At 45.4% G+C, this 23,037-nt stretch carries 24 protein-coding genes; 4 read left to right on the forward strand and 20 right to left on the reverse strand.

Annotated features, from left to right (window positions below):
- Nucleotides 1-12 precede the first annotated feature (12 nt).
- The 6 genes from MKY52_RS06365 to MKY52_RS06390 all read right to left on the reverse strand — a co-directional run bounded on the left by MKY52_RS06365 (nucleotide 13) and on the right by MKY52_RS06390 (nucleotide 4,027).
- Complete coding sequence (locus tag MKY52_RS06365; protein ID WP_042123860.1) at nucleotides 13-339, reverse strand: ArsR/SmtB family transcription factor; 327 nt, start codon at nucleotides 337-339, stop codon at nucleotides 13-15.
- A 73-nt stretch (nucleotides 340-412) separates the two neighbouring features.
- A complete protein-coding gene (locus MKY52_RS06370; RefSeq protein WP_076300153.1) occupies nucleotides 413-790 on the reverse strand; it encodes a hypothetical protein in 378 nt (125 codons plus the stop codon).
- 61 nt (nucleotides 791-851) lie between these two features.
- Entirely contained in the window at nucleotides 852-2,420 is a 1,569-nt protein-coding gene (locus tag MKY52_RS06375; protein ID WP_341050460.1) for a phospholipase D-like domain-containing protein, read from the reverse strand.
- 173 nt (nucleotides 2,421-2,593) lie between these two features.
- Complete coding sequence (locus MKY52_RS06380) at nucleotides 2,594-2,887, reverse strand: putative quinol monooxygenase (RefSeq protein WP_076300151.1); 294 nt, start codon at nucleotides 2,885-2,887, stop codon at nucleotides 2,594-2,596.
- A 27-nt stretch (nucleotides 2,888-2,914) separates the two neighbouring features.
- Nucleotides 2,915-3,556: a nitroreductase family protein gene (locus MKY52_RS06385; RefSeq protein WP_042184583.1), complete on the reverse strand. Its 642-nt coding sequence runs from the start codon at nucleotides 3,554-3,556 to the stop codon at nucleotides 2,915-2,917.
- A gap of 42 nt (nucleotides 3,557-3,598) precedes the next feature.
- Entirely contained in the window at nucleotides 3,599-4,027 is a 429-nt protein-coding gene (locus tag MKY52_RS06390; protein ID WP_042184581.1) for a MarR family winged helix-turn-helix transcriptional regulator, read from the reverse strand.
- Nucleotides 4,028-4,190: 163 nt separating this feature from the next.
- Between MKY52_RS06390 and MKY52_RS06395 the strand changes: the two genes are divergently transcribed.
- The gene (locus MKY52_RS06395) at nucleotides 4,191-4,970 is read left to right on the forward strand and encodes a carbon-nitrogen family hydrolase (RefSeq protein WP_341050463.1); all 780 of its coding nucleotides are present in this window, start codon (nucleotides 4,191-4,193) and stop codon (nucleotides 4,968-4,970) included.
- A 71-nt stretch (nucleotides 4,971-5,041) separates the two neighbouring features.
- Here MKY52_RS06395 and MKY52_RS06400 read toward each other — a convergent pair whose 3' ends face one another.
- Entirely contained in the window at nucleotides 5,042-5,971 is a 930-nt protein-coding gene (locus MKY52_RS06400; RefSeq protein WP_341050466.1) for a lipoate--protein ligase family protein, read from the reverse strand.
- A 178-nt stretch (nucleotides 5,972-6,149) separates the two neighbouring features.
- Between MKY52_RS06400 and MKY52_RS06405 the strand changes: the two genes are divergently transcribed.
- A complete protein-coding gene (locus MKY52_RS06405) occupies nucleotides 6,150-7,034 on the forward strand; it encodes a CHAD domain-containing protein (protein ID WP_341050467.1) in 885 nt (294 codons plus the stop codon).
- Between the two features lie 22 nt (nucleotides 7,035-7,056).
- Here the strand turns inward: MKY52_RS06405 and MKY52_RS06410 are convergent, their stop codons facing one another.
- The 9 genes from MKY52_RS06410 to MKY52_RS06450 form a co-directional block, all read right to left on the reverse strand.
- Entirely contained in the window at nucleotides 7,057-8,262 is a 1,206-nt protein-coding gene (locus tag MKY52_RS06410) for a Ger(x)C family spore germination protein (protein WP_341050469.1), read from the reverse strand.
- A complete protein-coding gene (locus tag MKY52_RS06415) occupies nucleotides 8,259-9,350 on the reverse strand; it encodes a GerAB/ArcD/ProY family transporter (RefSeq protein ID WP_341050471.1) in 1,092 nt (363 codons plus the stop codon). The genes MKY52_RS06410 and MKY52_RS06415 overlap by 4 nt, the downstream gene beginning before the upstream one ends.
- Before the next feature lie 27 nt (nucleotides 9,351-9,377).
- The gene (locus MKY52_RS06420; RefSeq protein WP_445670984.1) at nucleotides 9,378-11,120 is read right to left on the reverse strand and encodes a spore germination protein; all 1,743 of its coding nucleotides are present in this window, start codon (nucleotides 11,118-11,120) and stop codon (nucleotides 9,378-9,380) included.
- Between the two features lie 182 nt (nucleotides 11,121-11,302).
- The gene (locus MKY52_RS06425) at nucleotides 11,303-11,740 is read right to left on the reverse strand and encodes a carboxymuconolactone decarboxylase family protein (RefSeq protein ID WP_341050473.1); all 438 of its coding nucleotides are present in this window, start codon (nucleotides 11,738-11,740) and stop codon (nucleotides 11,303-11,305) included.
- Nucleotides 11,741-11,825: 85 nt separating this feature from the next.
- Nucleotides 11,826-12,701: an RNA polymerase sigma factor SigJ gene (gene sigJ, locus MKY52_RS06430; RefSeq protein WP_341050475.1), complete on the reverse strand. Its 876-nt coding sequence runs from the start codon at nucleotides 12,699-12,701 to the stop codon at nucleotides 11,826-11,828.
- Between the two features lie 215 nt (nucleotides 12,702-12,916).
- Nucleotides 12,917-13,243, reverse strand: coding sequence for a thioredoxin family protein (locus MKY52_RS06435; RefSeq protein ID WP_042184566.1), 327 nt, complete (start codon nucleotides 13,241-13,243; stop codon nucleotides 12,917-12,919).
- Between the two features lie 38 nt (nucleotides 13,244-13,281).
- The gene (locus MKY52_RS06440) at nucleotides 13,282-13,674 is read right to left on the reverse strand and encodes a MerR family transcriptional regulator (RefSeq protein WP_076285912.1); all 393 of its coding nucleotides are present in this window, start codon (nucleotides 13,672-13,674) and stop codon (nucleotides 13,282-13,284) included.
- Between the two features lie 147 nt (nucleotides 13,675-13,821).
- Nucleotides 13,822-14,457, reverse strand: a complete 636-nt coding sequence (locus tag MKY52_RS06445; protein ID WP_076285913.1) for a ThuA domain-containing protein — start codon at nucleotides 14,455-14,457, stop codon at nucleotides 13,822-13,824.
- Between the two features lie 42 nt (nucleotides 14,458-14,499).
- Nucleotides 14,500-15,222 carry an SDR family NAD(P)-dependent oxidoreductase gene (locus MKY52_RS06450; RefSeq protein ID WP_341050477.1) on the reverse strand — a complete coding sequence of 241 codons (723 nt, stop codon included), beginning with the start codon at nucleotides 15,220-15,222 and terminating at the stop codon, nucleotides 14,500-14,502.
- Nucleotides 15,223-15,449: 227 nt separating this feature from the next.
- On the opposite strand from MKY52_RS06450, the gene ytxJ reads away from it, so the two are divergent.
- Both ytxJ and MKY52_RS06460 read left to right on the forward strand, forming a co-directional pair.
- Nucleotides 15,450-15,776, forward strand: coding sequence for a bacillithiol system redox-active protein YtxJ (ytxJ, locus tag MKY52_RS06455; RefSeq protein ID WP_042123836.1), 327 nt, complete (start codon nucleotides 15,450-15,452; stop codon nucleotides 15,774-15,776).
- Nucleotides 15,773-16,012, forward strand: a complete 240-nt coding sequence (locus MKY52_RS06460) for a glutaredoxin family protein (protein WP_341050479.1) — start codon at nucleotides 15,773-15,775, stop codon at nucleotides 16,010-16,012. Before ytxJ ends, MKY52_RS06460 begins: the two co-directional genes overlap by 4 nt.
- 202 nt (nucleotides 16,013-16,214) lie before the next feature.
- Here MKY52_RS06460 and MKY52_RS06465 read toward each other — a convergent pair whose 3' ends face one another.
- The 4 genes from MKY52_RS06465 to kdpA all read right to left on the reverse strand — a co-directional run bounded on the left by MKY52_RS06465 (nucleotide 16,215) and on the right by kdpA (nucleotide 23,033).
- Nucleotides 16,215-18,539 (reverse strand): histidine kinase, encoded by a 2,325-nt coding sequence (locus MKY52_RS06465; RefSeq protein ID WP_341050482.1) that lies wholly within the window; start codon nucleotides 18,537-18,539, stop codon nucleotides 16,215-16,217.
- 103 nt (nucleotides 18,540-18,642) lie between these two features.
- Nucleotides 18,643-19,251, reverse strand: coding sequence for a potassium-transporting ATPase subunit KdpC (gene kdpC, locus MKY52_RS06470; protein WP_149644685.1), 609 nt, complete (start codon nucleotides 19,249-19,251; stop codon nucleotides 18,643-18,645).
- 55 nt (nucleotides 19,252-19,306) lie between these two features.
- Nucleotides 19,307-21,340, reverse strand: a complete 2,034-nt coding sequence (gene kdpB, locus MKY52_RS06475) for a potassium-transporting ATPase subunit KdpB (protein WP_341050484.1) — start codon at nucleotides 21,338-21,340, stop codon at nucleotides 19,307-19,309.
- Nucleotides 21,341-21,356: 16 nt separating this feature from the next.
- Nucleotides 21,357-23,033, reverse strand: coding sequence for a potassium-transporting ATPase subunit KdpA (gene kdpA, locus MKY52_RS06480; RefSeq protein WP_149644627.1), 1,677 nt, complete (start codon nucleotides 23,031-23,033; stop codon nucleotides 21,357-21,359).
- Nucleotides 23,034-23,037 lie beyond the last annotated feature (4 nt).

A 23,037-nucleotide genomic window follows, 5' to 3' on the forward strand; every position in this document is an offset into this window, starting at 1 on the left:
AATGTTATTCCTTTATTCTCCGCGCATACCTTCGAGCAATGAAATGGTATTCACCAGATGGTTATCAAATATTTGTTTAGCTACGACCAGAAGATCTTTAATTAGAGGATCACGTAACGAATAGATCACAGTGGTACCTTCTTTTACACTGGCTACTACATTCTTAGCGCGTAAAACAGCTAACTGCTGGGATACAGCAGAACCTTCTGATCCTAGAATGGCTTGTAGCTCATTCACATTCTTCTCACCTTCGCTGAGCAGTTCCAGTATACGAATTCGCATTGGATGAGCCAGCGCCTTGAAGAATTCGGTCTTAAATTGCTGAATTTCGGTGTTCATAGACTTCTACTCCTCATAGCTTACTTCTGATTCTAATGTCATCTTTGTATGTTATCTTAGTCCCTGATAAGCGTCAAATACTCAAGGGGTAGATGCTCACATTACGAACCTGTACTTCTACAAACACACCAAGCGCCATAGGCTCACCGAGACACTCGAACATCACTAAACTTTCACCTATTCGCAAAAATCCTGTTCCGTCCTCTTCAATATTCTCCAGCACACCGGTAAAAACAACCTTATCTCCCTCTAACCTTGTATTGAACTCACTAGTAGGTACAGGCAGAATATCCACCCATCTCATCAACAGCTCCGAAAGCTCGAATTCCACATCTGTTTCCGTATCTGGCTCCACAGGAGCTCCGCACCAGATCCCCCGACCCTCGCCAAACTCTGTGCGAAAGAATACCTCATCCTTTTTCATGCCACTCTTTGTAATTTTGATTTTCATAGCTATTATTCCACCTTGATAATTTATAACGATCATTATACATGACAATGAACCGATATTATCAAGTGTAATTCTGAGTAACTTTATTCAGATACATACTAGGATGCAGCCAAGGATGCTTAAAGAACTCACTTTTCTTCGTAATTCTCCGTGAGACTCCCAGATCATAATCGATCATAGACTTTATCCGCGCTGCGAAGGCCTCCCCTTTCACCAGTATTCCCAGCTCGAAATCGTGGCAGGCGCTTCTCTCATTGATGTTGTAGGAGCCATGAAATACCGCACGTGATCTATGGTCATAGGTTATTTTCCAATGTGAAAAACGACCTGTGAAGCTGTAATCATAAAAGGAAACCCCATTGAGAAACGGCTTATACATATTGCCTCGTACCGCCGCAGTATTGGTAGGATGATCATTAACCTTCAGCGGATTGCAGATGCTCAGATGACAGGAACAGTCTGGCCCCAGCTCCCCCAGCCGATCCCAAAACTCTTGATCAATCAAATAAGGATTTACAATCACCGTCTCCTCTGTCGCATAGGTAATCAAATTCAAATAGTATTGCTGAATTAAGTTAACTGGATTACCCGGAAAGCTTGCAAACAGTGTACATTCTTCCTCCCCAAAATGATAATTTACATTCGGATGGTAGAAGGCATCATCCACGTCAAAATGATCACCTCCCAGAAGTAACCAACGGGAATGAAACTTAGCATTTAAAGGCTGCGCCGCCGCGCCACGGATCCGGAAGCAGCCATCATGCCACTCCTCTTTTTTACTAGGAATCCCCTGTAGATGTCCTTCTATACTGATCGAGGAAGATGCCTGAACAGGCGTCACGTACGTGTATTGATCTCCAATATTCAGGCTGCCAATAATAGAGGTTACCCCATCAATGACCATAAACTTCCGATGATCAATGACATTCAGCCCAGTGATTTCAACGTTCTCTTGTACTTTATCCTGTAAGAACAGGATACTTTCCGGTACGCCTTGTTGCTTCAGCGCCTTCCGCTTCACACGCCATTCTACGGCTGTATAATAAGAATTGAAGGTATTCAACAGCTTAGCTCCTGCATTCTCGAGCCTTTCAGAAATCTTGGAAAATTGACCAAACGCCAGATTGTTCTCATACCCTAAAGCTGTCAGCGTGTAATTGACCATGATCCGTACCTTCACCCCCCGTTTAAGGGCGTGAAATAATTCATCTGCAACCAGATTGCCTGAACGGTCATTAAAGAAGAGCATCACGGACAGGTGAATATAATGCTGTGCCTTCTTTATTTCTTCTAGTATCATCCCTAGGCACTCGGGTCCATTCACGTAAGGATCTACTTGGTTATTCCATGTGGTTTGTGGGGTCAGAGCTTTTAGCTTGTCTGAATCTAATCTGCCTAATACTTCAGTAAGTTGCCCCAGCAATCTTGGGCTAAAGCCAGGAACCTGAAATAGCTGCTGACCCTCCGTAATGACTCCGCCAATGGACTGTCGGTATGCTCTAGCCGCCTCCAGATCGATCCCCATTAGTCTGCGCTCCGCCTCTTCTCCTGCTTCGCCCATAATGCAGACAAATGAACCGCCTGATAAATAATAGTTCACGATATCGATCATATTTTTCTGTATTTCCATATGTAAGATCCCCTATCTTTATTGTGAGTGCACATGTATCAAGGTAAGGATAGATACCCTTGAACTCCTCCTTATAAACGGGGAACATAAAAAACAGGAATGCCCCGCAGCCATTATGGCTATGGAACATCCCTGTTTAAGATCAACCAGGATTCACTAAGAATCGAGATAACTTATTTCACTTGCTCTGCGCTAAATACTTTTACGTCTAGTGGCGCAGCCAAGAATTCACCAGCTTTAGCTGAGAACGCGGTAAAATGAGCGCTCGTATTGTGGCTGGATACGGCTTCAGCGTCGCGCCAAGTCTCCACCATAATAAATGAGTTCGCTTCTCCAGCATTCTCATACAGCTCGTAAGAGAGATTTCCTTCTTCAGTGTGAGTAGCTGTGAGAAGTGTTTTGGACTCCGCCAAAAACTGCTCGCGACGTTCCGGATTCACTTTAAGTACTGCATGGATAATGATCATTATATTTTCCTCCTAAGGTATAAAGTATTATTTCCACTCAGCAATCTTATCGATAGGCAAACGGACAGATGGGTAACCTGCATCAACAGCCTTACCGATGGAAAGCAACATTACAGGAACATAACGATCTTTTTCCATGCCAAATGCTTCTGCAATTTGATCTTTTTCATAACCGCCAATTGGGTTTGTATCGTATCCATGTGCACGGGCAACCAGCATCAATTGCATTGCAACAAGAGCACCATCAATAAGCACAGTATCTTTGTTAACTTCACGTGGCAAGGTAGCAAAGTGAGCAGATAATCTAGTTAATTGGTTTTCTTTTACTTCAGCAGGCATTAGTCCACGTTCAACAGCTGTACCATAAATCTCCTCAGCGTAGTCGAAATTGTTCAAATCACCGAAGATGGCAATCATAGCTGCAGAGGTTTCAACTTGTACGCCATTAAAGCGAGCAAGAGGAGCTAAAGTAGCTTTTGCTTCGTCACTTTCAATAACAAGAAACCGCCAAGGCTGCATGTTTACAGAAGAAGGTGCAAGAGTCGCCTCCGTAAGAATCTGAGTCATCTCTTCTTTGCTGATCTTAACGGATGGATCATATTTGCGGATAGAGCGGCGACCCGTAATAATTTCTTTAAAATCATTGGTTTGTGTTTGTGTAGCGTTCATATTTGTATTTCTCCTTTGAATGTGTATTTTGGGTAGTTACAGTTATAACAGATTGATATTAGATTGCAGGCGATTAAGCATATCTATGAGCACTTTTCGCTCCTGATCATTAAATCCAGTAAGCAGAGTAGCGACAAATCGTCTCTTCTCTTCGCCATATTGAATCATTCTTTCCCGCCCTTGATCCGTTAATGAGACCAATGTAACCCTGTTATCTGCGGGGTTGTTGCGGCGAGTGATCGTACCACTCTCTTCCATCCCTTTCAAGTGCCGAGTGACGGCGGCCGCATCTATATCCATGCCCTTTTGCAGCGTAATTTGGCTGACTTCATCCACCTGGAATAGTTCATGCAGGAGGCGAAGCCGTGTGGGACTGATCCCAGCACATCGTTCGAATTTCGGACAGATTCCCTTGTTTAATGCCTGCAGCAGTTCAAATATGCGGTCTTCCTCAGGATAGTGCTCCGTCAAAATATACCTCCTTTATAAATTTAATTGTGTACAATTGTTTTGTATAAAATTATACTAACTGATAATCATTGACCCGTCAACTAATATATCAAATCATTTTTTAAAAATCAACATTGCTTATCCTCTTATGGTGCTATAGTCTTGAACAAAAAGGAGGAATCCTATGAGAATCTCCCTGATTCAGCTGGATATAGCATTTGGCAAACCTGATATGAATTATGCTGCTGTAGCAAATAAAATTAGTGTAGCGGCCGCCACAGCCCCCGACTGTCTTATTCTCCCAGAGCTTTGGACCACTGGCTATGATCTGACCCGACTAGAAAATATTGGTGATCAAGAAGGAGAAATTACCAAGGAATTCATCTCCAGCTTAGCCAGACAATACAACATCAATATCGTTGCTGGTTCAGTCGCTAGCAAGAACGCCTCCGGTGTAACTAATCGTATGTTTGTATTTAATCGAACTGGCGAACTCGTTGGCGAATACAGTAAGCTACATTTGTTTCAGCTAATGGATGAACATCTATATTTGCAGCCTGGAGAAGACAAAGGCCTCTTCACATTGGAGGGTACGTTATGTGCCGGATTAATCTGTTATGATATCCGATTTCCAGAATGGGTTCGTGCTCATGCCGCACAAGGCGCAGAAATCTTGTTTGTCAGTGCAGAATGGCCATTATCCAGGCTATCACATTGGCGTGCACTACTGATCAGCCGAGCGATCGAGAACCAATGTTATGTAGTAGCCTGCAACCGGGCAGGAAGCGATCCTAACAATAACTTTGCTGGGCATTCTATGATAATTGATCCTTGGGGAGATATTTTATGTGAAGCTTCTGAAGGGGAAGAAATCCTAACTGGGGATATCGATTTACATATGGTGCGTGAAATTCGAGCACAAATCCCGATTTTTGCAGACAGACGTCCGGACTTATATGATTAAAAAGGACGTAACAGATGCTGGCCTCTCGCCAGATTTCTGTTACGTCCTTCTTAACGATGCTCAATATCCATTTATCCTTGGGCATAACGTTCATGCAGAACTCGCGCAGCATCCAGAACACGCGGATCTTCATAGTCTAGGAAATATCCGGTCTCCTGCTGTAGCCTGTCAGAGGATTTAAGCACCACTCCACGGTGGGCTAATGCTTGTCTAATACCTTCGGCAAATACTTCAGTCGCATTCGGTCCACCTAGTTCGCCAAGCCCAGCGATCGTCTCTGGACGAACCCGTGGATAAGATAATGCTGAGTCTCCTCCAGAGGCTTGCTCATAGAATTTATGAATGAGTTCACCACGTTCCTGTCCCGAACCCGAAACCACTACAAATGCATGTACGAAATAGGCATTATTTTGTCTGCGCTGAGCAATGCCGCAAAATTTCCGCCCACCGATCGCCAAATCGAAGTCCCCCGGGCAGTAAGAACCAACAATTTCACCAGCCTCAATTTGAGCCGCAGCCTGTGGATGACTCATAGCAACTGCCTCGGTGATCAGAGAAGCCAGAAGCCTAAAGTCATCATGAAAGTCCAGCTTTCCACGTCCTTTGGGGAGAACTAGCGAAACATTAACAATTCCATCATCCAGAGGCACCGCAGCACCACCGGAATGTCTCACCGCTGTATGAATCCCTTGCTGCTCCAACTTAGCCATCGCTTGAGCCGCGTACGGAAGCTTGCTGTCCCGTAGGCCGAGCACAACCCCCCCAGAATGACTCCATAAGTGCAGACTAGGAGGAATAAGTCCCGCTCCGACATCCCTACAAAGGGTCTCTTCAAAGGCGAACGGGATCAACATCTTCCCAAACCCCTTTGTTTCCGCATCTATCCTGTCATCCTTTAAGATTAGATGCTGGAAAAGTCCCATTTCTGCTGGAAGTCCGATGACTTCTTTACTTCTATCAACAGATCCATTGATCATTGCATCGTACTCCCGAGTATCCACCGATTCCCCTCTTTCCCGTATTATCCGTGATATTGTAATCGATCTGCCTCGCTAGTGCGAAATCAGAATTGAAATGAGGTTATGATAACGCTATCCTTATAGTATACGAACATGCCCCAGCTCGAATAGGGGGTAGCCTTAGGTTCATGCTATACACAACGTTAAGGAGTGATGCCGCATGACAGTGGAAGTGATTAAGGAACGACAGTTAACCAAGACAAGACAATGGGAACAGGCACTTAGCCTGCTGTATATTGATTTCTGGGATTACTGCCATGATGCAATTAGCAAATTCGATGACGAGGACATTCACCAAGCAAGAGTGAACTGCCGTAAGCTGTTAACACTGCTTTCCATTCTCGACCCTGGTCATACTCTAGGGCTATACCCCCTATTTGAAAAAGCCCAAAAGAGATTAGGCAAGGTCAGAGATGCAGATGTTCTGATTGAATCGTTCAAGACTAAACGTAAACACGCCAAGGAAAACGGCGATACAAAGACAGCAGAACTGTTGAAGGCTGTGATCGACCACCAAAAGGACAAGCGCAAAACTTATCGTAAGAAGCTGGCCGATGAGCTGCCTAAGCTAATCAATGAAGATCTGGATGATAAGTGGAAAGCTTTCCTAAGTGAACAGCTTGAGGCCCTGGTAGCGAAAAAAGATGCTAACGTTGTCATGCGCGAACTTGAGGTAGCTTACGAGCAGAAGAAAAAAGCTTGCAAGGCTATATTTCGTGGACAAGATGCCGAATCAGAAGCAGCCTTCGACTCACTGCATGAGCTGAGGATGGCTGCTAAGGAACTGCGATATACCGCTAGTGCAGCCTCTTTTGCGTTAAATCAAAAATTTCATGCCCATGAGGAAATATATAAGCAGATCCAAGATCAGCTCGGGCTGATAAACGATAAACGCCTTTGGCTGGAAACACTAAATGCTATTGGGCGAGAAGAGCTGAATGTCGGCAAAAAAACATGGAATACCTTTACCGAACAATTAAAAACCGAAGTACTCGATGCACTGCACCAAAATGATGTCATACCGCTCACACATCAAATGAAGTAACTCTGAATCTTTTACAATGTCTCTATTCAGCTGTTGTATCTGATGCGCCATATTCTTCTATATTCACATTTACTTCATAAGTAATCGGAATTTGGCTAAAGGTTTCGTCCCAGTTATCCTTGACGCTCCTCCATACGGCTGGATGCTGATTATGCAGACTGGTGCCGAAACCGGCAGCTTCGGTATGCAGTTCCTTCTGCATTTTTGTTACAGTAGTTTGCACCAATTCTAGGACACGCTTCTGCAGCAAGGCTTTATCCTTCTTTACAATTCCGTCATGTAATTTTTTCGGTTTCTCGGCAAAAACCTCGGCATATCTACCTGTAGATGTTATTTTCACGGTAAAAGAGATTTGACCATTATTCACATTGGCTTTGATCTTGCTATGCATGGATTTCACCTCATAAGTTAAGAGGTCATTGTTATCCGGATTATACGTCTTAAGCACTCCTCCCAGCCCCTTCCCGGTCAGCCAGGCCATCCCCTCCAACTCCGACTGATCCAAAAAGCCAACAAGCTTTCCCGTTTCCCCGTTGATTACACCTGCTCCTGATAGCTTTGTCTCATTATGAATAGGAATAACATTTTGCAATAAGAAGCTTTTCTTTGCTTGCAACGGGCCAACTATTTTTGCCAAAGTTACCGGCTCCCATATCCCCATATTACGGTCTCTGTTATTGAATATCCCTTCAAGTACAAAGGCAGGAGTCTGACCCGGCAGTGCATTTTCCAATACATCCTTGGCCATTCCCTTGCTGACAAATAACATAACACTCGGACGGATATCATTATCCCGAGTAAAGAAATCTATTAGTTTAGTAAGATTATTGGAACGCGCGAGTTTTTCACTAATCACAATGACCTTTAGGTGATGGCCTATCGGAGTGCGTCTAGTACGCAGTGAAAGCTGCCGTAGCGCTTCAAAGATAGAATCGCTAGTTTCACTCATATTATAGTAATTCTTAAAGGAGGATGAACTGGCAGAAGACTTCATGACGGCGCCTCCCGATCCTTGTGGAATCGTAAATTGATAGGTACTTATTATTTTTTCAGGCTTCTTATGGCTCCCACCTTCCGGATTAGCTACTTCCTCGCCTCCTGACTCCTCCGCACTGTCCAGTGCAACACCAATCTGCATGTTTAATTCCTCAATCGGTGTGCTGCTCCAGCAGCCTGATAACAGAGAACATAGTACAGTGAGTACGATCCACAACCTCCATTTTTTCATGAAGCAACCCTCCGGAAGTATGTGATAATTAACAATGGCAACGGAAGGAATCCGAATAGAATAAGCATAAAATCACCGATACCTGTTCCTAAAGCAAACAGAGCATTCACATTTGGTGGAATTCTAGAAATTACATAGATAACCGGAAGAATAGCTAACAAACAACTTTTGAAGTTTTTATGGATCACTTGGGACAATCCTAAAGCCGCTGCATAAATTGCAATACAAAAGGTACAAAAAATCTGCATAATCCATATCACTAACAACAACGACTCAAATCTTTCAAAGATGAGATAGTTCACCTCAAAACTTCGTACAAGATCGAGAAACGGCCAGGTTCTTGTGAGAACTCCATCTATAGAAAAGGCACCTATGGTCGCTACAACTGCCATGATATAAAATATCGTCGATATACAGGTTCCAGCTATGATTACCTTTACTGCTTTTTGAGGCTTATCCATAAAAGCAACAACGAACAACATTGCTTCTCCAGCTGTAAAGGTTAGGATGGTTGGTTTGATCCCTTTCCACACGGGTTCCAAACCATCTCCAAGTACTGGAAGTAGATTATTGAGGTCGAAAACTTCGAAACTAAGCAGACAAACCCCTAGAAACACTGTCCAGGTAATCGGAACAATGAGTCTGCACATGCTAGCGATCGCATTAATTCCTCCTCTGCATAAATAGAAGGCGATCCATATAAAAGCAGCCATAATAGCCCACGGAGGTGTACCTTCCAGTAGAAAGAAAGAGGTTACCTCCTGCACCGAACGTATCTCAAAGCCGGCGATACTGAGAAAATACCCAATGACTCCTATTGACAGAACCATTCCGAGTGGCTTGCCGATGATCTTCCCGATATACTGAAAGAATGTTTGGCCTGGGAACCTTTGACTAAGTTTCACTATGATCAATCCGAACAGAAAAGAGATTGCTCCCCCTAAAAAAATACTTATCCATACATCTGGACTACCACTGGCCTCTACAATGGTCCGAGGAAGCGTAAGTACCCCTGCCGCAATCGTATAATTGGCTAGAATGATCGTCGCTTGAACTGCAGTAATTCGGTCCTTTACCTCGGCGCTCATGTTCTCTTCCTCCTTTACCTAGACTTCTCACCCTTTACGCAAGGGGTCCTTTGGTTTCAAAAACGTAGGTCGCCCTGTTAGAAATTGAAAAGGCATACGGAATATAAAATCCTTCCAATTCACCATCTTATTGGGGACTGCCAGACCTAGATAAGGAACACCAAAACTCTTCAGCTTAATTAAATGACTACTAAGCAAGAGAAAAAACAGTACAACTCCGTATAATCCAAAAACGGCTGCAAAAAACATGGCTGCAAAACGGAGCATGCGAAGCGTCATCCCCGCACTATACATAGGCATAGAGAAGGAAGAAACAGCCGTAACTGATACTACAATCACTAAAATCGGACTCACAATTCCAGCCTCAACCGCGGCTTGCCCGATGATCAGACCGCCGACAATTCCCATCGCCGGACCGATAGGTTTGGGCAAGCGAAGCCCAGCCTCTCGTAAGATTTCAATCGAGACCTCCATAATCAAGGCTTCGATTAATACCGTAAAGGGGACTCCTTGCCGGGAGGCGATAATAGAAATGGCTAGCTTAGTTGGAATCAAGCCTGGCTGGAACGAAAGGAAGGAAATATATAGTGCCGGAGCAAAAAGTGATATCAATGCCGCAAAAAAACGCAAAAGACGTAGCATCGATCCTACCATCCAGCGATCGTTATAATCCTCTGGCGATTGCAGTAACATCCCGAAGGTTACCGGCATTATCAATGCAAAGGGTGTACCGTCAAGTAAAATAGCTACTCTTCCTTCCAAAAGTGCTGCCATTACACGGTCCGGCCTTTCCGTATTCTGAATCTGTTGGAAAGGACTATAGCCATTATCTTCGATCAATTGCTCAACATAACCAGATTCTTGAACATCATCTAAATCTATCGTTCTAATTCTTCGTTTGACCTCTTCTACAAGTTCATCATTCGCAATATCCTTGATATAGGCTAGGATCAATTCCTTCTGCATTCTCTTTCCTACAGTAAAAGAAATCATAGCTAGTTCTGTACTCTGTCCGTGTCTACGCAGCATCGCTGTGTTATCGCTTAATGTCTCGTTAAATCCGCTTCGCGAGCCCCGCAAGACTCCTTCAGATTCTGGCTCCTGAATCCCTCTTGTATTCCCCTTAGGACTACTGAGTACAAAAGCCTTAGATATCCCCTCCACAAGCAGCACGGCAGATCCAAATAACACCTTCTGAAGGGAGAGGTATGCATTATCCGTAAGCTCAACTTCCGATATGAGGAGGACCTCATGTATGAGAATATCTTGTAGATCTTTCGCTTCCGCTTTGTTATTCATGTTCATAAACGGCTGATATGCATTCATTAACGGCTTTAAAATATTCTGATCCATTTTGTCTTTGTCCGTTAGACCGTCTACGTACAAAAGTGCTGCCCTTGTCTTAATGCTTCCGATTCGCAACTCCCTTACATTCACATCATGCATATCGGCGCTGATCTCTCTGAATTTCTGCAAATCATCCTCAAAATGGCCACTATAAGTTATTCTCTTCCCCTTATCCTTAGTTACTACATTCGAGCTAGACTGCTTCACCGGCCCTTCTAAAATGCTTGTTTCTCCAGAGTTTTCTACGGAAGAAACACCTCCACCTTTGCTGCCAGTAGCTTTTTCCGCTCTAGTCGTTATCCTGTCTTCTTTAGCTTTAGCCCAGCTTATTGTACGAAGCAGGAAGAAAGGGACACAGAAAATCATAATCCCTTGGAAAACCACACCCCAACTTGGAATTAAATCTATTGCCTCATTCCACACCCCTAACACCTCCTTTATAGCTGTGACCGTATTTTTTACCGAAGATGGGTAATTCATGCATACAAAAAGAGACCCCACCGTATGGGGTCTCCCTAAGTTAAACTTCATATGTTCTTATACCTCTATTGTATCTGTAAAGTGTCGGATGCTAGCCTTGGACGTTCGGCTGACGTAATTAAAGTTTATTGCGGCATCATGCGAGTGGTGATCGCGATGCGATTCCATGCATTGATTGTAACAATTGCCATGATGATCTCACCAAGTTGCTTAGTATCGAAATGGCGCTCCGCTTCCGAATAGACATCGTCCGGTACATGTCCTTGCGTCACGAGTGTAACTGATTCGGTCAGCGCAAGCACTGCGCGCTCCTCGTCGCTGTAGAACGGCGCTTCACGCCATGCGTTCAGCATGTAGATGCGCTGTTCCGACTCGCCTGCCTTGCGGGCATCCTTCGTATGCATATCGATGCAGAAGGCGCAGCCATTAATTTGTGACGCTCTGATTTTGATTAACTCCAATAACGACTTCTCCATGCCTGTCGATTGTACGAACGCTTCAAGACCCATCATCGCTTTGTATGCGGCTGGAATTTCACCGGCCAGATCCATTCTTTGTTCCATGGGGATAGCTCCTCTCCGGCTGTAGACCGGTTATCTTTTGATTGTTTCACTAATAAGACAATACAAAAGCACCGTTTGTGACAGGTTACCCCATTCGTTGTAATTTATCGGGATTGAGTACGATATAAATATGCTCGATCCGCTCCCCGGCCGCATCAAGCTGGAAGCTGATCGCCTTAAGCGGCCGGCCATCCCGATAGATGACGATGCCCAGCTGGCCATTAAGTAGCACCATCCTTTGCGAATCTCCGAGGAAGCCCTTCGTAATGACGCCTCCAATGAAAGCTTGAACACGATCTCTGCCCGTAATAGTGAAGATCGCTGCGCGAACTTTACCGCCGCCGTCCGACGTAAGCAGCGCGTCCTCGGTCAGCAGGCTGACAAGCGCATCGACGTTGCCGCCTCGCGCAGCTGCGAGGAATGCTGTCGCAAGAGGTGTTGCCTGAGCCGTGTTGCCTGGCAGAACTGGCGATTGTTGATGCAGCTTATCATTAGCGCGGCTAAATATTTTTCGACAGTTGGCTTCTGATTTTCCTAATACATCGGCAAGTTCGCTATATTCGAAAGCGAAGGATTGGCGCAAGATGAAGACGGCTCTCTCGACAGCCGACAAATGTTCCAGCATGACAAGCAGGGCGTAGGATACATTTTCATCGTGATCGAAGAGATCAGCAGGATTATCGCCGCCTCCATTCGTAAAGCTGACGAGCGGCTCCGGCAGCCATGTGCCGACATATTGCTCTCTCCTTATACGGGCGGATTGCATATAGTTGATGCAACGATTTGTTGTCATACGGATTAAGTAAGCTTTCGGATGGGTGATATCTATTGTTTGTAGCTTGCTGTACTCGATGAATACGTCTTGAACGAGGTCCTCTGCATCTGCTATAGAGCCGGTCATACGGTAAGCCATTGCTTTCAGCAGAGAGTGATAGTTGGTATATGCGACCTGAAAATCCATACGGGCTAGACTCCTTCCAAAGCTGTGCCTTTCATACCGTCACGGCTCACCGCGGCGTCTACATCGTTCAGCGGATGATCAACAATGTAGACGCTCTCCTAGTGCTTCATGTCTAGCCTATTTAGTGCACGCAGGAAAATATCCGGATGAGGCTTCTTAATGCCTTCTCAGCTTGAGATTAATATAGCATCAAAATACAACTAAATTCCAATTCCCTATGCTAGAATAACCTTGTTCAATATCCCTTGGTAGGCTGCTATCGGACGTAAGCCAACCAACTTTTCCATTGGCTGCCCATCTTTATATACAATGACTGTAGGCATCCCCATAACACCAGCTTCCCCAGCCAGATCCGGCAATTCGTCACAATTCACCTTCACAATAGAGACATCGTCTCCATATTCCTGATGAAGATCTTCCAAAAGAGGCAACAGCACCTTGCAAGGGGGACACCATGGCGCACCGTAATCTACCAAAACCGTTCCACCACCGCGAATCTCTGCTCGTACCCAATCAGCGCTATCTGCATTTGTAATAGCCATTTGTCATTCCTCCTCAAAGTTTTCAACTCCAGCAGCACCTACTCCAAACTCTCCAGTGTACATGCCTCTAAACTACTCTCGTTCTGCTCTTGCAAGATAGAGGCCATTCTTTCTTCCAAATTGCGTTTGATCTGATTCAGTTCTACAAGCTGACGTTCAATATCCTCAAGCTTGCTACGGTATAGTGGCATCACTTCTGCGCAGAAAGCTTCTTTGTTCTTCAAAACACAATGTAGAAAGCCCGCGATCTGCTCTGTGGACAGACCCAGGTTCAAATATAATTTTATCGTTTCTACCGTCTCCACAGCGAGCGGAGAGTACTCCCGATATCCGTTGGCCTGACGGATCGGCGAAATTAATCCCTGACTCTCATAATAACGAATTGAACGGACGCTTACGCCCGTCAGTTTAGCAAGCTCACCTATTTTCATAGCAATCTCCCCGGGGTTCATGAGAATTGTTCTACACCAGTATAAACCCTGACATCAATGTAAGAGTCAACAAAAAAATCCAACCGTGGTTATCCCACAGTTGGACTCATTTATAATCTTACAACAAGTATATCCGCCGCTTATATTCTACAATAATCCTGCTGCCCAAAGCCCACCTCTACGAATCATTTCGCGGAATGGTTCTACTGAGAATGATGGTAAATGATGCCCTGGCATTAAATAAACAACCCGGCCCAAGCCAAATTCGTGACACCAAGCCGCTTGGCGCATAGCTCCCTCATGAGAATATTCAGCGAGCACCGTTGTTTCGAAATAAGGATGCATCTCGAAATAATACGGCTCATCCTCAATTACAAATTCTTCAATTCCCTGCATAATGGGATGCTCTCGTGCGGGTATGGACATCTGCAGCGAAGTATACTCTGGATGATGGGTGAAATGTGCGCCCAGCATAGCACCAAGCTCCTGATTGCGCTGTAAGGAAATTCCGTTATGTACAACTAGTAGTCCGCCCCCGCCAGCCACATAAGATAGCAAAGCACCACTTTGTTCCGCAGGGATTTTGTCATCAGAAAATTCAGTGTAGGAGATTACCAGCTTGTAGTCAGACAACGTTTCTTTATTGAGAAGTGCATAATCCTCTGAAGAAAAAACCTGTAAGTCATTCGCAAGGATTTGTTCGATCTCCCGGTCCACGCCAGCAAAGGGGTGATATTTAACCTCCGAGTAGCTTCCGAGTGCGAGTGCTTTTAGTGTAGACATGTTATCAGCGCCTTTCTTCTTATCTATTTTGAAATATCCGTTCTACCACGGCCATGAGCTGCCATCCGTATCCAGATAGGCCGGTTCCTCGCCCATATATTTTTTATAATCCAGAACAAGGTCGATAATCTGCTCCGCGGACTGTTCAGGAGTCATTTCCGCTTGCTCATCCTTCTTACCATGCATATAAGTCTGCAGCCAGCCAGGATGGAACACCATTACTTGACCGCCAAGCGTTTTCAGATGATTATGCATCAAGGAGGACTGCATATTCAGTGCTGCCTTCGACATACAATAGCCATACATGTTGATACGCTTATTTCGGGCAATACTGCCTGCCTCTGATGAAATATTGACGATTAATTTATCCTCACTTTGTAGTAATAGTCCCATCAGTGCATTGCTGACTCTTAACGCGCCAAGCGTATTTACATTATATATTTCTGCCATGCCTTCATCATCCAGCTCCACCAGCACAGTAGCATTATCAGCAGAACGAATAATACCTGCATTATTAATAATCATATCGACATATCCAGTTTTACTGGCTATCACTCTTGCAGCCTGCTTTACACTATCTTTATTGCTGATATCTAGGGGGATAAGCTCCAACTGTTCAGGATATTGCTCTTTAAGCGCTTTCAAATCTTCTGATTCTTTCAAAAACTGTCCTGCAAATACTGAGAACTGGTTGGCCAGCAACGAACGTACAAGCGACAGTCCAAGCCCCCGATCAGCTCCAGTTACACATGCAACTCTCTTCATTCTTCTGAACACTCCTATCTCGTAGCGATATAGTTAGGCATGTTGCTTCTTTTCACCTTAGCATGCTGTACTCTTTTTTTCAACGCGATTGGTTTCAGGTATATCGCCTCTTGTGCAAGCCTTTCAGAATCCTTTTTGTTTTAATTTTGATATATGTTACAATCATGATTACAGGTTGTTAACAACACAATTGTTAGCAAAATAACGATCCCAGGAGGGTGATATCTATGTCTATTCAACAACTCCATACGCTGGAGGATCTTGAGCAATATGTAGCTAAGCCTGGCAAGAAGCTGCTGTTCAAACACAGCACGACCTGCCCGATTAGTGCTAAAGCTAATGAAGAGTTTCAGGCTTATCTGAAGGATGCGGATACTGCCGCTGCAGTGGTCTTAGTCATCGAGGATCGTCCCGTTTCCAATCAAATTGCTGAGGATTTTGGCATCAAACATGAATCTCCACAACTCTTCCTGCTTGAGGACAATGAGGTTCGCTGGAACACTTCCCACTGGAAAATTACAAGAGATGCTATCAAAGAGGCTGTGAACCAATGAGTGAGCCAGTGATTGTCTATTCAACCGCAGGGTGCAGTGACTGTAATTTGGTTAAAAATTATCTTACGGAGCAGGGTGTCCCTTTTGAAGTAAGAGATGTTATGACCAGCACAGTCTATCAAGAGGAAGTTGAGAAGCTTGGATTCATGGGCGTTCCTGTCACTGTAGCAGGGGATCAAGCGATCAAGGGATTTAATCTTCCTGAGCTCAAAGCACTCATCGAAGCTGCCCAATAATTAAGCCATTAAACTATTCAGTACATGATGTAATTCATAGCTGCAAAAAAGGGTATCCTCATAGCCAATAGGCTTGAAGGTACCCTTTTTTCAAAATATAAGAAACTATAATTTTCACGCTATACATTATTCTTATATTTCTCGCATAAACGCTTACCGTCCTTTAGGGACGCCGAAGGCGTTTTTACTTGTTAGTCATAGTCTATGCTTCCTCACGAATGAGATCTGCCACGACCAGTACATCCACATTTCTGGCAGAACGCAGAATCTGCTTGGTAACATCGCCGCGAAGACTTTTTCGCAGCCATGAGCGTTGTGACTGACCGATAATAATCTGAGTACTCTGCAGTGCTTGAGATCTTTCAAGCAGCAAGGACGCCACTCGTGCAGGAAGTACGTTAGGAATCATCTTAAACGTTCCACCCAGTCGTTCCGTCAATTCCTTTAAATCATTTATACGTTTATCATAAACGGGTCCATTCTGTTTTAATTCCTGCACATACGTAACATACCAGCAAGCTTTTAGACGATATGCAATCCGAAAACCACGCCGAATTAAGCGCTCCGCATGATCCCCCAAGGTGATACACACATAAATGACTTCCTGACGCCGCCAAGGTCCCCGTAACGAACCGACACGTTCCCAAGCTTCTAGCCGCTCATCTACATCGTCAGCAATTTCCCGCAGCGCCAGCTCCCGAAGGGCGATCAAATTCCCGATTTTGAAAAAAGCCCCCAGCGCCTGATCCACCTTGGCCATGGCATATATTTTTCCGTCCTTCATTCGCTCTTGAAGCGTCTTGGGTGATACATCGATAAGTTCTACCTCATTTGCCCGCTGTAGAATGCTGTCCGGAAAAGTCTCTCTTACTCTAACGCCTGTAATTTGCTCTACGGCGTCATTCAGACTTTCTAAATGCTGCACATTCACGGTAGAGATCACAGATATTCCAGCATCTAGCAGCTCCATAACATCCATATACCGCTTCTTATGTTTGCTACCTGGCATATTGGTATGAGCAAGTTCATCCACAAGCACAACTTCTGGATTACGCTTAATAATTGCTGCCGTATCCATCTCCTCAAGGACAGTCCCGCGGTACTCCATACGTAGACGTGGAAGGATCTCCAAATCGCCAATTTGTTCAAGGGTTTCTTTGCGGCCATGCGTTTCAAGAAGTCCTATCACGACATCGATCCCTCTCTTCAAGAGATCGTTTCCTTCACGCAGCATCTTGTAAGTCTTGCCCACACCGGGAGCAGCCCCAATATATACCTTAAAGGTTCCTCCGCGAATCGCATCGATTTTATCCTTTACTTCCTGACTGCTTAACCTGTGATAGGCATCCGCTTTCCGTTCATTACGACTCTGCCGGGTTGGAAGTACACGTTCTCCTTCGCGATCTGCGCGATCCGCCACGAAGAATATATCCACACCTCGGATTTGCTTCAGTAACGAATTAGCGATTGAGCCTTTCCATAATTCCTGCCAAGCGGTCTGCTTGGAATGTCCCATAACGATTCGGGTAATATTATGTTCGATCGCGTATTTTACCAACAGATGTGGGATCTCCCGCTTCGAGCGAAAGGTGATCTCCTCCATAGAGGCACCAATCTTCTCGGTCAGCTTCCAGAGGGAACGCTTGAAGGTAGCTGCTTCCTTTGAAAGGGTTAGACCCTGCTTCCAGAATGACACTACTGAAAGATCCCCATTTAATCGCTTTGCAATCTGCTGTCCACGTCGGATATGGATCGAGCCATTCCAATAATACTGCGCAGATACCAACACTTTTTCTGCGATCCCCGAAGCTCCCTGCAGCCCTTGTTCTTCCCGGTGTTTCTCCAGTGAATCATTAACATCCTCAGCGACCATCCGAAGTGCCAGCTCCCGCAGCTTGCTTAAATTACCCTTGTTAAAAAGCGATCTCTGCTGGTGCTTCCCTAAATGTCCATCGGACAAGCGCTGAAGTATCTTTTCTGGCGTCACATCAATTAGAACGATATCATCGGCAAGGGTAAGCACCTCAGCAGGAAGGGAATGCTCTACTTCAATCCCAGTCCACTTCCGTGCCAGATCCGCAGCGCCTTCTAGTTCGTATACATTTACAGTTGTGATGACACTAATCCCATTGCTCAATAAGTATTTGATATCGTCCAGTCTTCCAGATCTCTCCGCACCCTCGCGATTCTGGTGGGCCAAGCCATCGGTTAGCACAACTTCTGGATTACGTGCCACAATAGCTTCTACATCAAGATCCTTCTTCTCTATATCTTTCTGAAACCAATGAATACTTGGTATCCGTTCCAAATCGCCCAGCTGATCCTTAGTTTCTGGACTCTGATTCGTCGAAACCGCACAGATCACAACATCGATTCCCTGCGCTTTTAGCGCCTGGCCCTCACGCAGCATCTGATACGTTTTGCCCGACCCACTGACCGGACCGATATAGATCTTCAGACGTCCCCGATGCAGCTCATAGATAGAGAGCAGCAGCTCCTCCGGCGTCTTCCTCCGGTATGTCCCCATCAAGACCACTCCTTAATAACCCGATCATGCATGTACCCTTCTGTTCCAAGAAGCAAGATATCCCTGCCCGATTCTAGTAATCTGGCAGGGACATTTACTATATTTATTTGTTCGCTAGTTTCAGTAGATCCATGTTCAGCTTCAACACATTGACCCGTTCTTCACCAAATAACCCTAAGTCACGACCCTCGGTATGCTTATTTACGAGCTCTTCCAGCTGTGTCGCAGGAATACCGGTTAAATTGCTAATCCGAGGAATCTGCACCATAGCTGAAGCTGGTGTGATATGCGGATCAAGCCCCGAACCCGAGTTGGTGACCAAATCAACTGGCAATTTGTTCACGGGCACATCCGGATTATCGAGCTTCCACTGCGTAATGAAATCCTTTGTCCGCTGCAGCATATCCGGATTGGATGGAGCGTAGTTATTGGAACCTGAAGCTTCTGCTTTATACTCAATACTAGACACACGACCATGAAATAAAGCTGGATTCGTAAAGTTCTGCCCGATGAGTTCCGAGCCTACAACTACTCCAGCATCATTCTTAAGCAAGCTGCCGTTCGCCTGCGACGGCATTAGAACCTGGGCAAGCGCTGTAGTTGTCAGAGGATAGATCACTCCGCAGAGAACAATAAATACTAAACTTAGTCGCACAATAATAAAGAAATAAGCACCTTTCGATGATGATAACTGCTCTTCAGTGTCCTCCATGGAGTTTCCGTTATTCACGATGCTCTCACCCTTTCAATAATTAATCAACACGTCATTAAATCCATACACTTACGATCATATCAATGAGCTTGATGCCAGCAAATGGAACAACCACTCCGCCTAGTCCATAGATAAATATATTGCGTCCAAGCAGCTTCGTAGAGCTCATAGCTTTATACGACACACCCTTCATAGCCAGTGGGATGAGCAGGGGAATAATAATCGCATTAAATATTAAGGCGGATATTATAGCCGAGCTTGGCGAGCCTAGTCCCATTACATTCAGGGCTTCCATTTCAGGAATGGCGAGCATGAACATCGCCGGAATAATGGCGAAATACTTCGCTATATCATTCGCGATACTAAAGGTTGTTAACGCACCCCGCGTCATCAGCAGCTGTTTACCAATCGCCACGACCTCAATAATCTTCGAAGGGTCAGAGTCCAAATCGACCATATTTGCTGCTTCCTTAGCAGCTGTAGTGCCGCTATTCATGGCTAAGCCCACATCAGCTTGTGCAAGGGCAGGGGCATCATTTGTACCATCCCCGGTCATCGCAACCAGCTTGCCCTCGTTCTGTTCGCGGCGAATAACTGCTATTTTATCCTCAGGTGTACTTTCCGCGATGAAATCATCTACACCCGCTTCACGGGCAATCGTAGCTGCGGTCAGCGGATTGTCACCCGTACACATGATGGTCTTGATCCCCATTTTCCGCAGCTCATCAAATCGCTCTTTCATGCCTGGCTTAACTGTATCCTTCAAGTAAATAAGTCCATAGATCCGATTGTCTACCGCAACCGCTAACGGGGTTCCCCCCATCCGGGCGATAGCATCAGAATTACTGTCGAGGTTCTCGGGAATGACTCCGCCTTTCGACTGTACCCATTTCTTCACGGAGTCTACCGCACCTTTACGTACGCAGCGTCCATCTTGCAGGTCAATACCACTCATCCGAGTTTCCGCCTTAAACTCTACGAATTCCCCACCTTCAGCAAGCTTGCTGTCATAGCTGCGTTCCAGCTTCTTGGCCAGCTCAATTACAGAACGTCCCTCAGGCGTCTCATCCTTCAGGGAACTGATGGCCGCCCATGCTGTAAGCTCAGCTTCCGTTTCATTTCCGACAGGAACAAATTCACTCGCCATCCGGTTCCCGAAGGTAATCGTACCGGTCTTATCTAGGATCATCGTATTAATATCACCGGCAGCCTCAACTGCCTTACCCGACATGGCGAGTACATTAAACTGGGTCACCCGGTCCATACCCGCTATTCCGATTGCGGAGAGTAGCCCCCCGATTGTTGTCGGAATCAGACAGACCAACAAGGCGATCATGACGGGAATATCAAGATCAACACCTAGATAAGTGGCAATCGGCCGCAAGGTCACTACTACAATCAGGAAAATCAACGTCAGACTGATCAAAAGCGTATTTAGCGCGATTTCATTAGGTGTCTTCTGACGTTTCGCCCCTTCAACGAGGGAAATCATCCGATCTAGAAACGACTCACCAGGATCACTAGTAATTCTGACTTTGATCTCATCACTGACGACCCGCGTGCCGCCTGTAACGGAACCAAAGTCCCCACCAGCTTCCTTGATTACAGGTGCAGATTCACCTGTAATCGCTGATTCATCTACGGAAGCCAGCCCTTCAATCACTTCACCGTCACCAGGGATGAGTTCACCCTGACTGACGATGACGATATCCCCTTTACGCAGTTCGGAGGAGGATACTGTTTTCACCGACCCTCCAACCAGTTTGTTGGCAGTGATATCTTGTTTCGTTTTCTTAAGCGAATCAGCTTGGGCTTTACCGCGGCCTTCCGCCAGTGCTTCAGCGAAGTTCGCAAACAGCACTGTAAATAGCAGAATGAACAACACTGTAATATTGAATCCTATCGATTGCTCTGCATTAAAATATCCAGGAGCCAGCACCATGAGGAGTACAATGATCGTACCGACCTCTACCACGAACATGACTGGATTTTTGATTAGCGTTACTGGGTTAAGCTTTATAAAGCTATCCTTTACAGCGCTTAGGAGTATGGGTCCCGTCAGCAGCTTTTTTCTTTTTACAGTACTCATCTTATTCTCCCTCTTCCTACCGTAAGGTTAGATATTCTGCAATGGGGCCGAGTACAATGACCGGCAGGAACGTCAACGCACCGATAATCACTACTGTACCAATCAGAATTCCCGTAAACAGTCCATTGTCTGTGCGGAATGTGCCAATCGTCTCAGGAACCGGCTTCTTCTGAAGCAGAGAACCTGCTACCGCCAGCATTGCGATAATAGAAACATAACGACCTAGCAGCATGACAATCCCGGTTGTGACATTCCAGAAGGTTGTGTTGTCTGCAAGCCCTTCAAATCCTGAGCCATTGTTCGCGGCAGAAGAGACATATTCATATAACACTTGACTGAGTCCATGGAATCCAGTGTTCGTAATCGCCCCTTGCCCCAAATCGGTCAGGAACGCAGCTGCAGTTGGCACAAGGATAATGAACGGATGCACAAGGATCGCAATGGCAATCAGCTTCATCTCCTTGGCCTCTATCTTCCGTCCGAGGAACTCCGGTGTCCTGCCGACCATCAGACCGCACAGGAAGACACCCAGAATCGCATACATCAGCATATTGATCAGTCCGACACCTTTACCACCGAAGACATTGTTGAGCATCATCAATGCAAGAGGCGTAATACCTCCCAGCGGCGTCAGCGTATCATGCATATTGTTAACACTACCTGTCGTAGCTGCGGTTGTTACTGAAGTAAACAAGGAAGACTGCGGTATGCCGAAGCGCACCTCTTTACCTTCCATGCTACCTTGTGAAGATTCGATTCCTAGTGCATTGATCGCCGGATTACCTTTTGATTCAGCATAGAAGTTTAGGCTTAATAGCAGAACAAACAAGGTCATCATTGCGGTAAAAATTACCCAGCCCTGACGTTTGTTCTTGGCAAACAATCCGTACATATAAGGGAGCGAAGCTGGCAGCATCCACATAGAGAGAATCTCCAGAACGTTCGTAAGTGGATTAGGGTTCTCAAAAGGATGGGATGAATTGGCCCCGAAGAAGCCGCCACCATTCGTGCCCAGATGTTTGATCGATTCCAAAGAAGCTACTGGACCGATAGCAATTTGTTGTGTTTGGCCCTCTAGTGTAGTGACTTCAAGTGATGGCTTGAGCGTTTGTGGCACATGCAGTCCTACCAGCACCAATGAAACTAACAAAGCTAGCGGAATGAACACACGAATATGCGCTTTGACGAAATCCTCGAAGAAGTTCCCGACTGATTTCCGTCCCGTGATTCCTCTGACAAAGGCAACCGCAACAGAAAATCCGCTCGCTGCAGATGTGAACATCATCATCGTGATGACAGCCATTTGTGAAAAATACGAAAGCCCCGTCTCCCCGCTATAATGCTGCAGGTTCGTATTGGTCATAAAGCTGATCACTGTATTGAATGAAAGCGTCTGTTCCATATCCGTAATTCCATTCGGGTTTAACGGCAATCCCCGCTGCAATCTAAGAACAATGTAACTGAAAGTAACCAATACGATATTTGTTAACACAAAGCTGAGCGCATACTTCTTCCAAGACATTCCGTCCCGTTTTTTCAGGCCGATCAGCTTATAAATTCCTTTTTCCATGCCTCCAAACCATCGATCCGTACGGTTCGGTTCATTAGAAAATACATAATATAAATACGTGCCCATCGGCTTAACCAGCAAGATAAGAATTACGATTACAGCAACTATTTGCAAAATGCCCATGAAT

The organism is Paenibacillus sp. FSL P4-0184, from assembly GCF_038004625.1.
In the GTDB taxonomy this organism is placed as follows: domain Bacteria; phylum Bacillota; class Bacilli; order Paenibacillales; family Paenibacillaceae; genus Paenibacillus_AQ.

Coding starts and splice junctions, on each gene's coding strand:
- MKY52_RS06375 (WP_341050460.1), bottom strand. CDS start 2,420: ATGGAAATACAGAAAAATATGATCGATATCGTGAACTATTATTTATCA.
- MKY52_RS06395 (WP_341050463.1), top strand. CDS start 4,191: ATGAGAATCTCCCTGATTCAGCTGGATATAGCATTTGGCAAACCTGAT.
- MKY52_RS06410 (WP_341050469.1), bottom strand. CDS start 8,262: ATGAAAAAATGGAGGTTGTGGATCGTACTCACTGTACTATGTTCTCTG.
- MKY52_RS06450 (WP_341050477.1), bottom strand. CDS start 15,222: ATGAAGAGAGTTGCATGTGTAACTGGAGCTGATCGGGGGCTTGGACTG.
- MKY52_RS06365 (WP_042123860.1), bottom strand. CDS start 339: ATGAACACCGAAATTCAGCAATTTAAGACCGAATTCTTCAAGGCGCTG.
- kdpA (WP_149644627.1), bottom strand. CDS start 23,033: ATGGGCATTTTGCAAATAGTTGCTGTAATCGTAATTCTTATCTTGCTG.
- MKY52_RS06435 (WP_042184566.1), bottom strand. CDS start 13,243: ATGGCTATTACAAATGCAGATAGCGCTGATTGGGTACGAGCAGAGATT.
- MKY52_RS06440 (WP_076285912.1), bottom strand. CDS start 13,674: ATGAAAATAGGTGAGCTTGCTAAACTGACGGGCGTAAGCGTCCGTTCA.
- MKY52_RS06405 (WP_341050467.1), top strand. CDS start 6,150: ATGACAGTGGAAGTGATTAAGGAACGACAGTTAACCAAGACAAGACAA.
- MKY52_RS06380 (WP_076300151.1), bottom strand. CDS start 2,887: ATGATCATTATCCATGCAGTACTTAAAGTGAATCCGGAACGTCGCGAG.
- MKY52_RS06370 (WP_076300153.1), bottom strand. CDS start 790: ATGAAAATCAAAATTACAAAGAGTGGCATGAAAAAGGATGAGGTATTC.
- MKY52_RS06465 (WP_341050482.1), bottom strand. CDS start 18,539: ATGGGGACATACCGGAGGAAGACGCCGGAGGAGCTGCTGCTCTCTATC.
- MKY52_RS06445 (WP_076285913.1), bottom strand. CDS start 14,457: ATGTCTACACTAAAAGCACTCGCACTCGGAAGCTACTCGGAGGTTAAA.
- ytxJ (WP_042123836.1), top strand. CDS start 15,450: ATGTCTATTCAACAACTCCATACGCTGGAGGATCTTGAGCAATATGTA.
- MKY52_RS06385 (WP_042184583.1), bottom strand. CDS start 3,556: ATGAACGCTACACAAACACAAACCAATGATTTTAAAGAAATTATTACG.
- MKY52_RS06415 (WP_341050471.1), bottom strand. CDS start 9,350: ATGAGCGCCGAGGTAAAGGACCGAATTACTGCAGTTCAAGCGACGATC.
- kdpC (WP_149644685.1), bottom strand. CDS start 19,251: ATGGAGGACACTGAAGAGCAGTTATCATCATCGAAAGGTGCTTATTTC.
- MKY52_RS06460 (WP_341050479.1), top strand. CDS start 15,773: ATGAGTGAGCCAGTGATTGTCTATTCAACCGCAGGGTGCAGTGACTGT.
- sigJ (WP_341050475.1), bottom strand. CDS start 12,701: ATGGATTTTCAGGTCGCATATACCAACTATCACTCTCTGCTGAAAGCA.
- kdpB (WP_341050484.1), bottom strand. CDS start 21,340: ATGAGTACTGTAAAAAGAAAAAAGCTGCTGACGGGACCCATACTCCTA.
- MKY52_RS06425 (WP_341050473.1), bottom strand. CDS start 11,740: ATGGAACAAAGAATGGATCTGGCCGGTGAAATTCCAGCCGCATACAAA.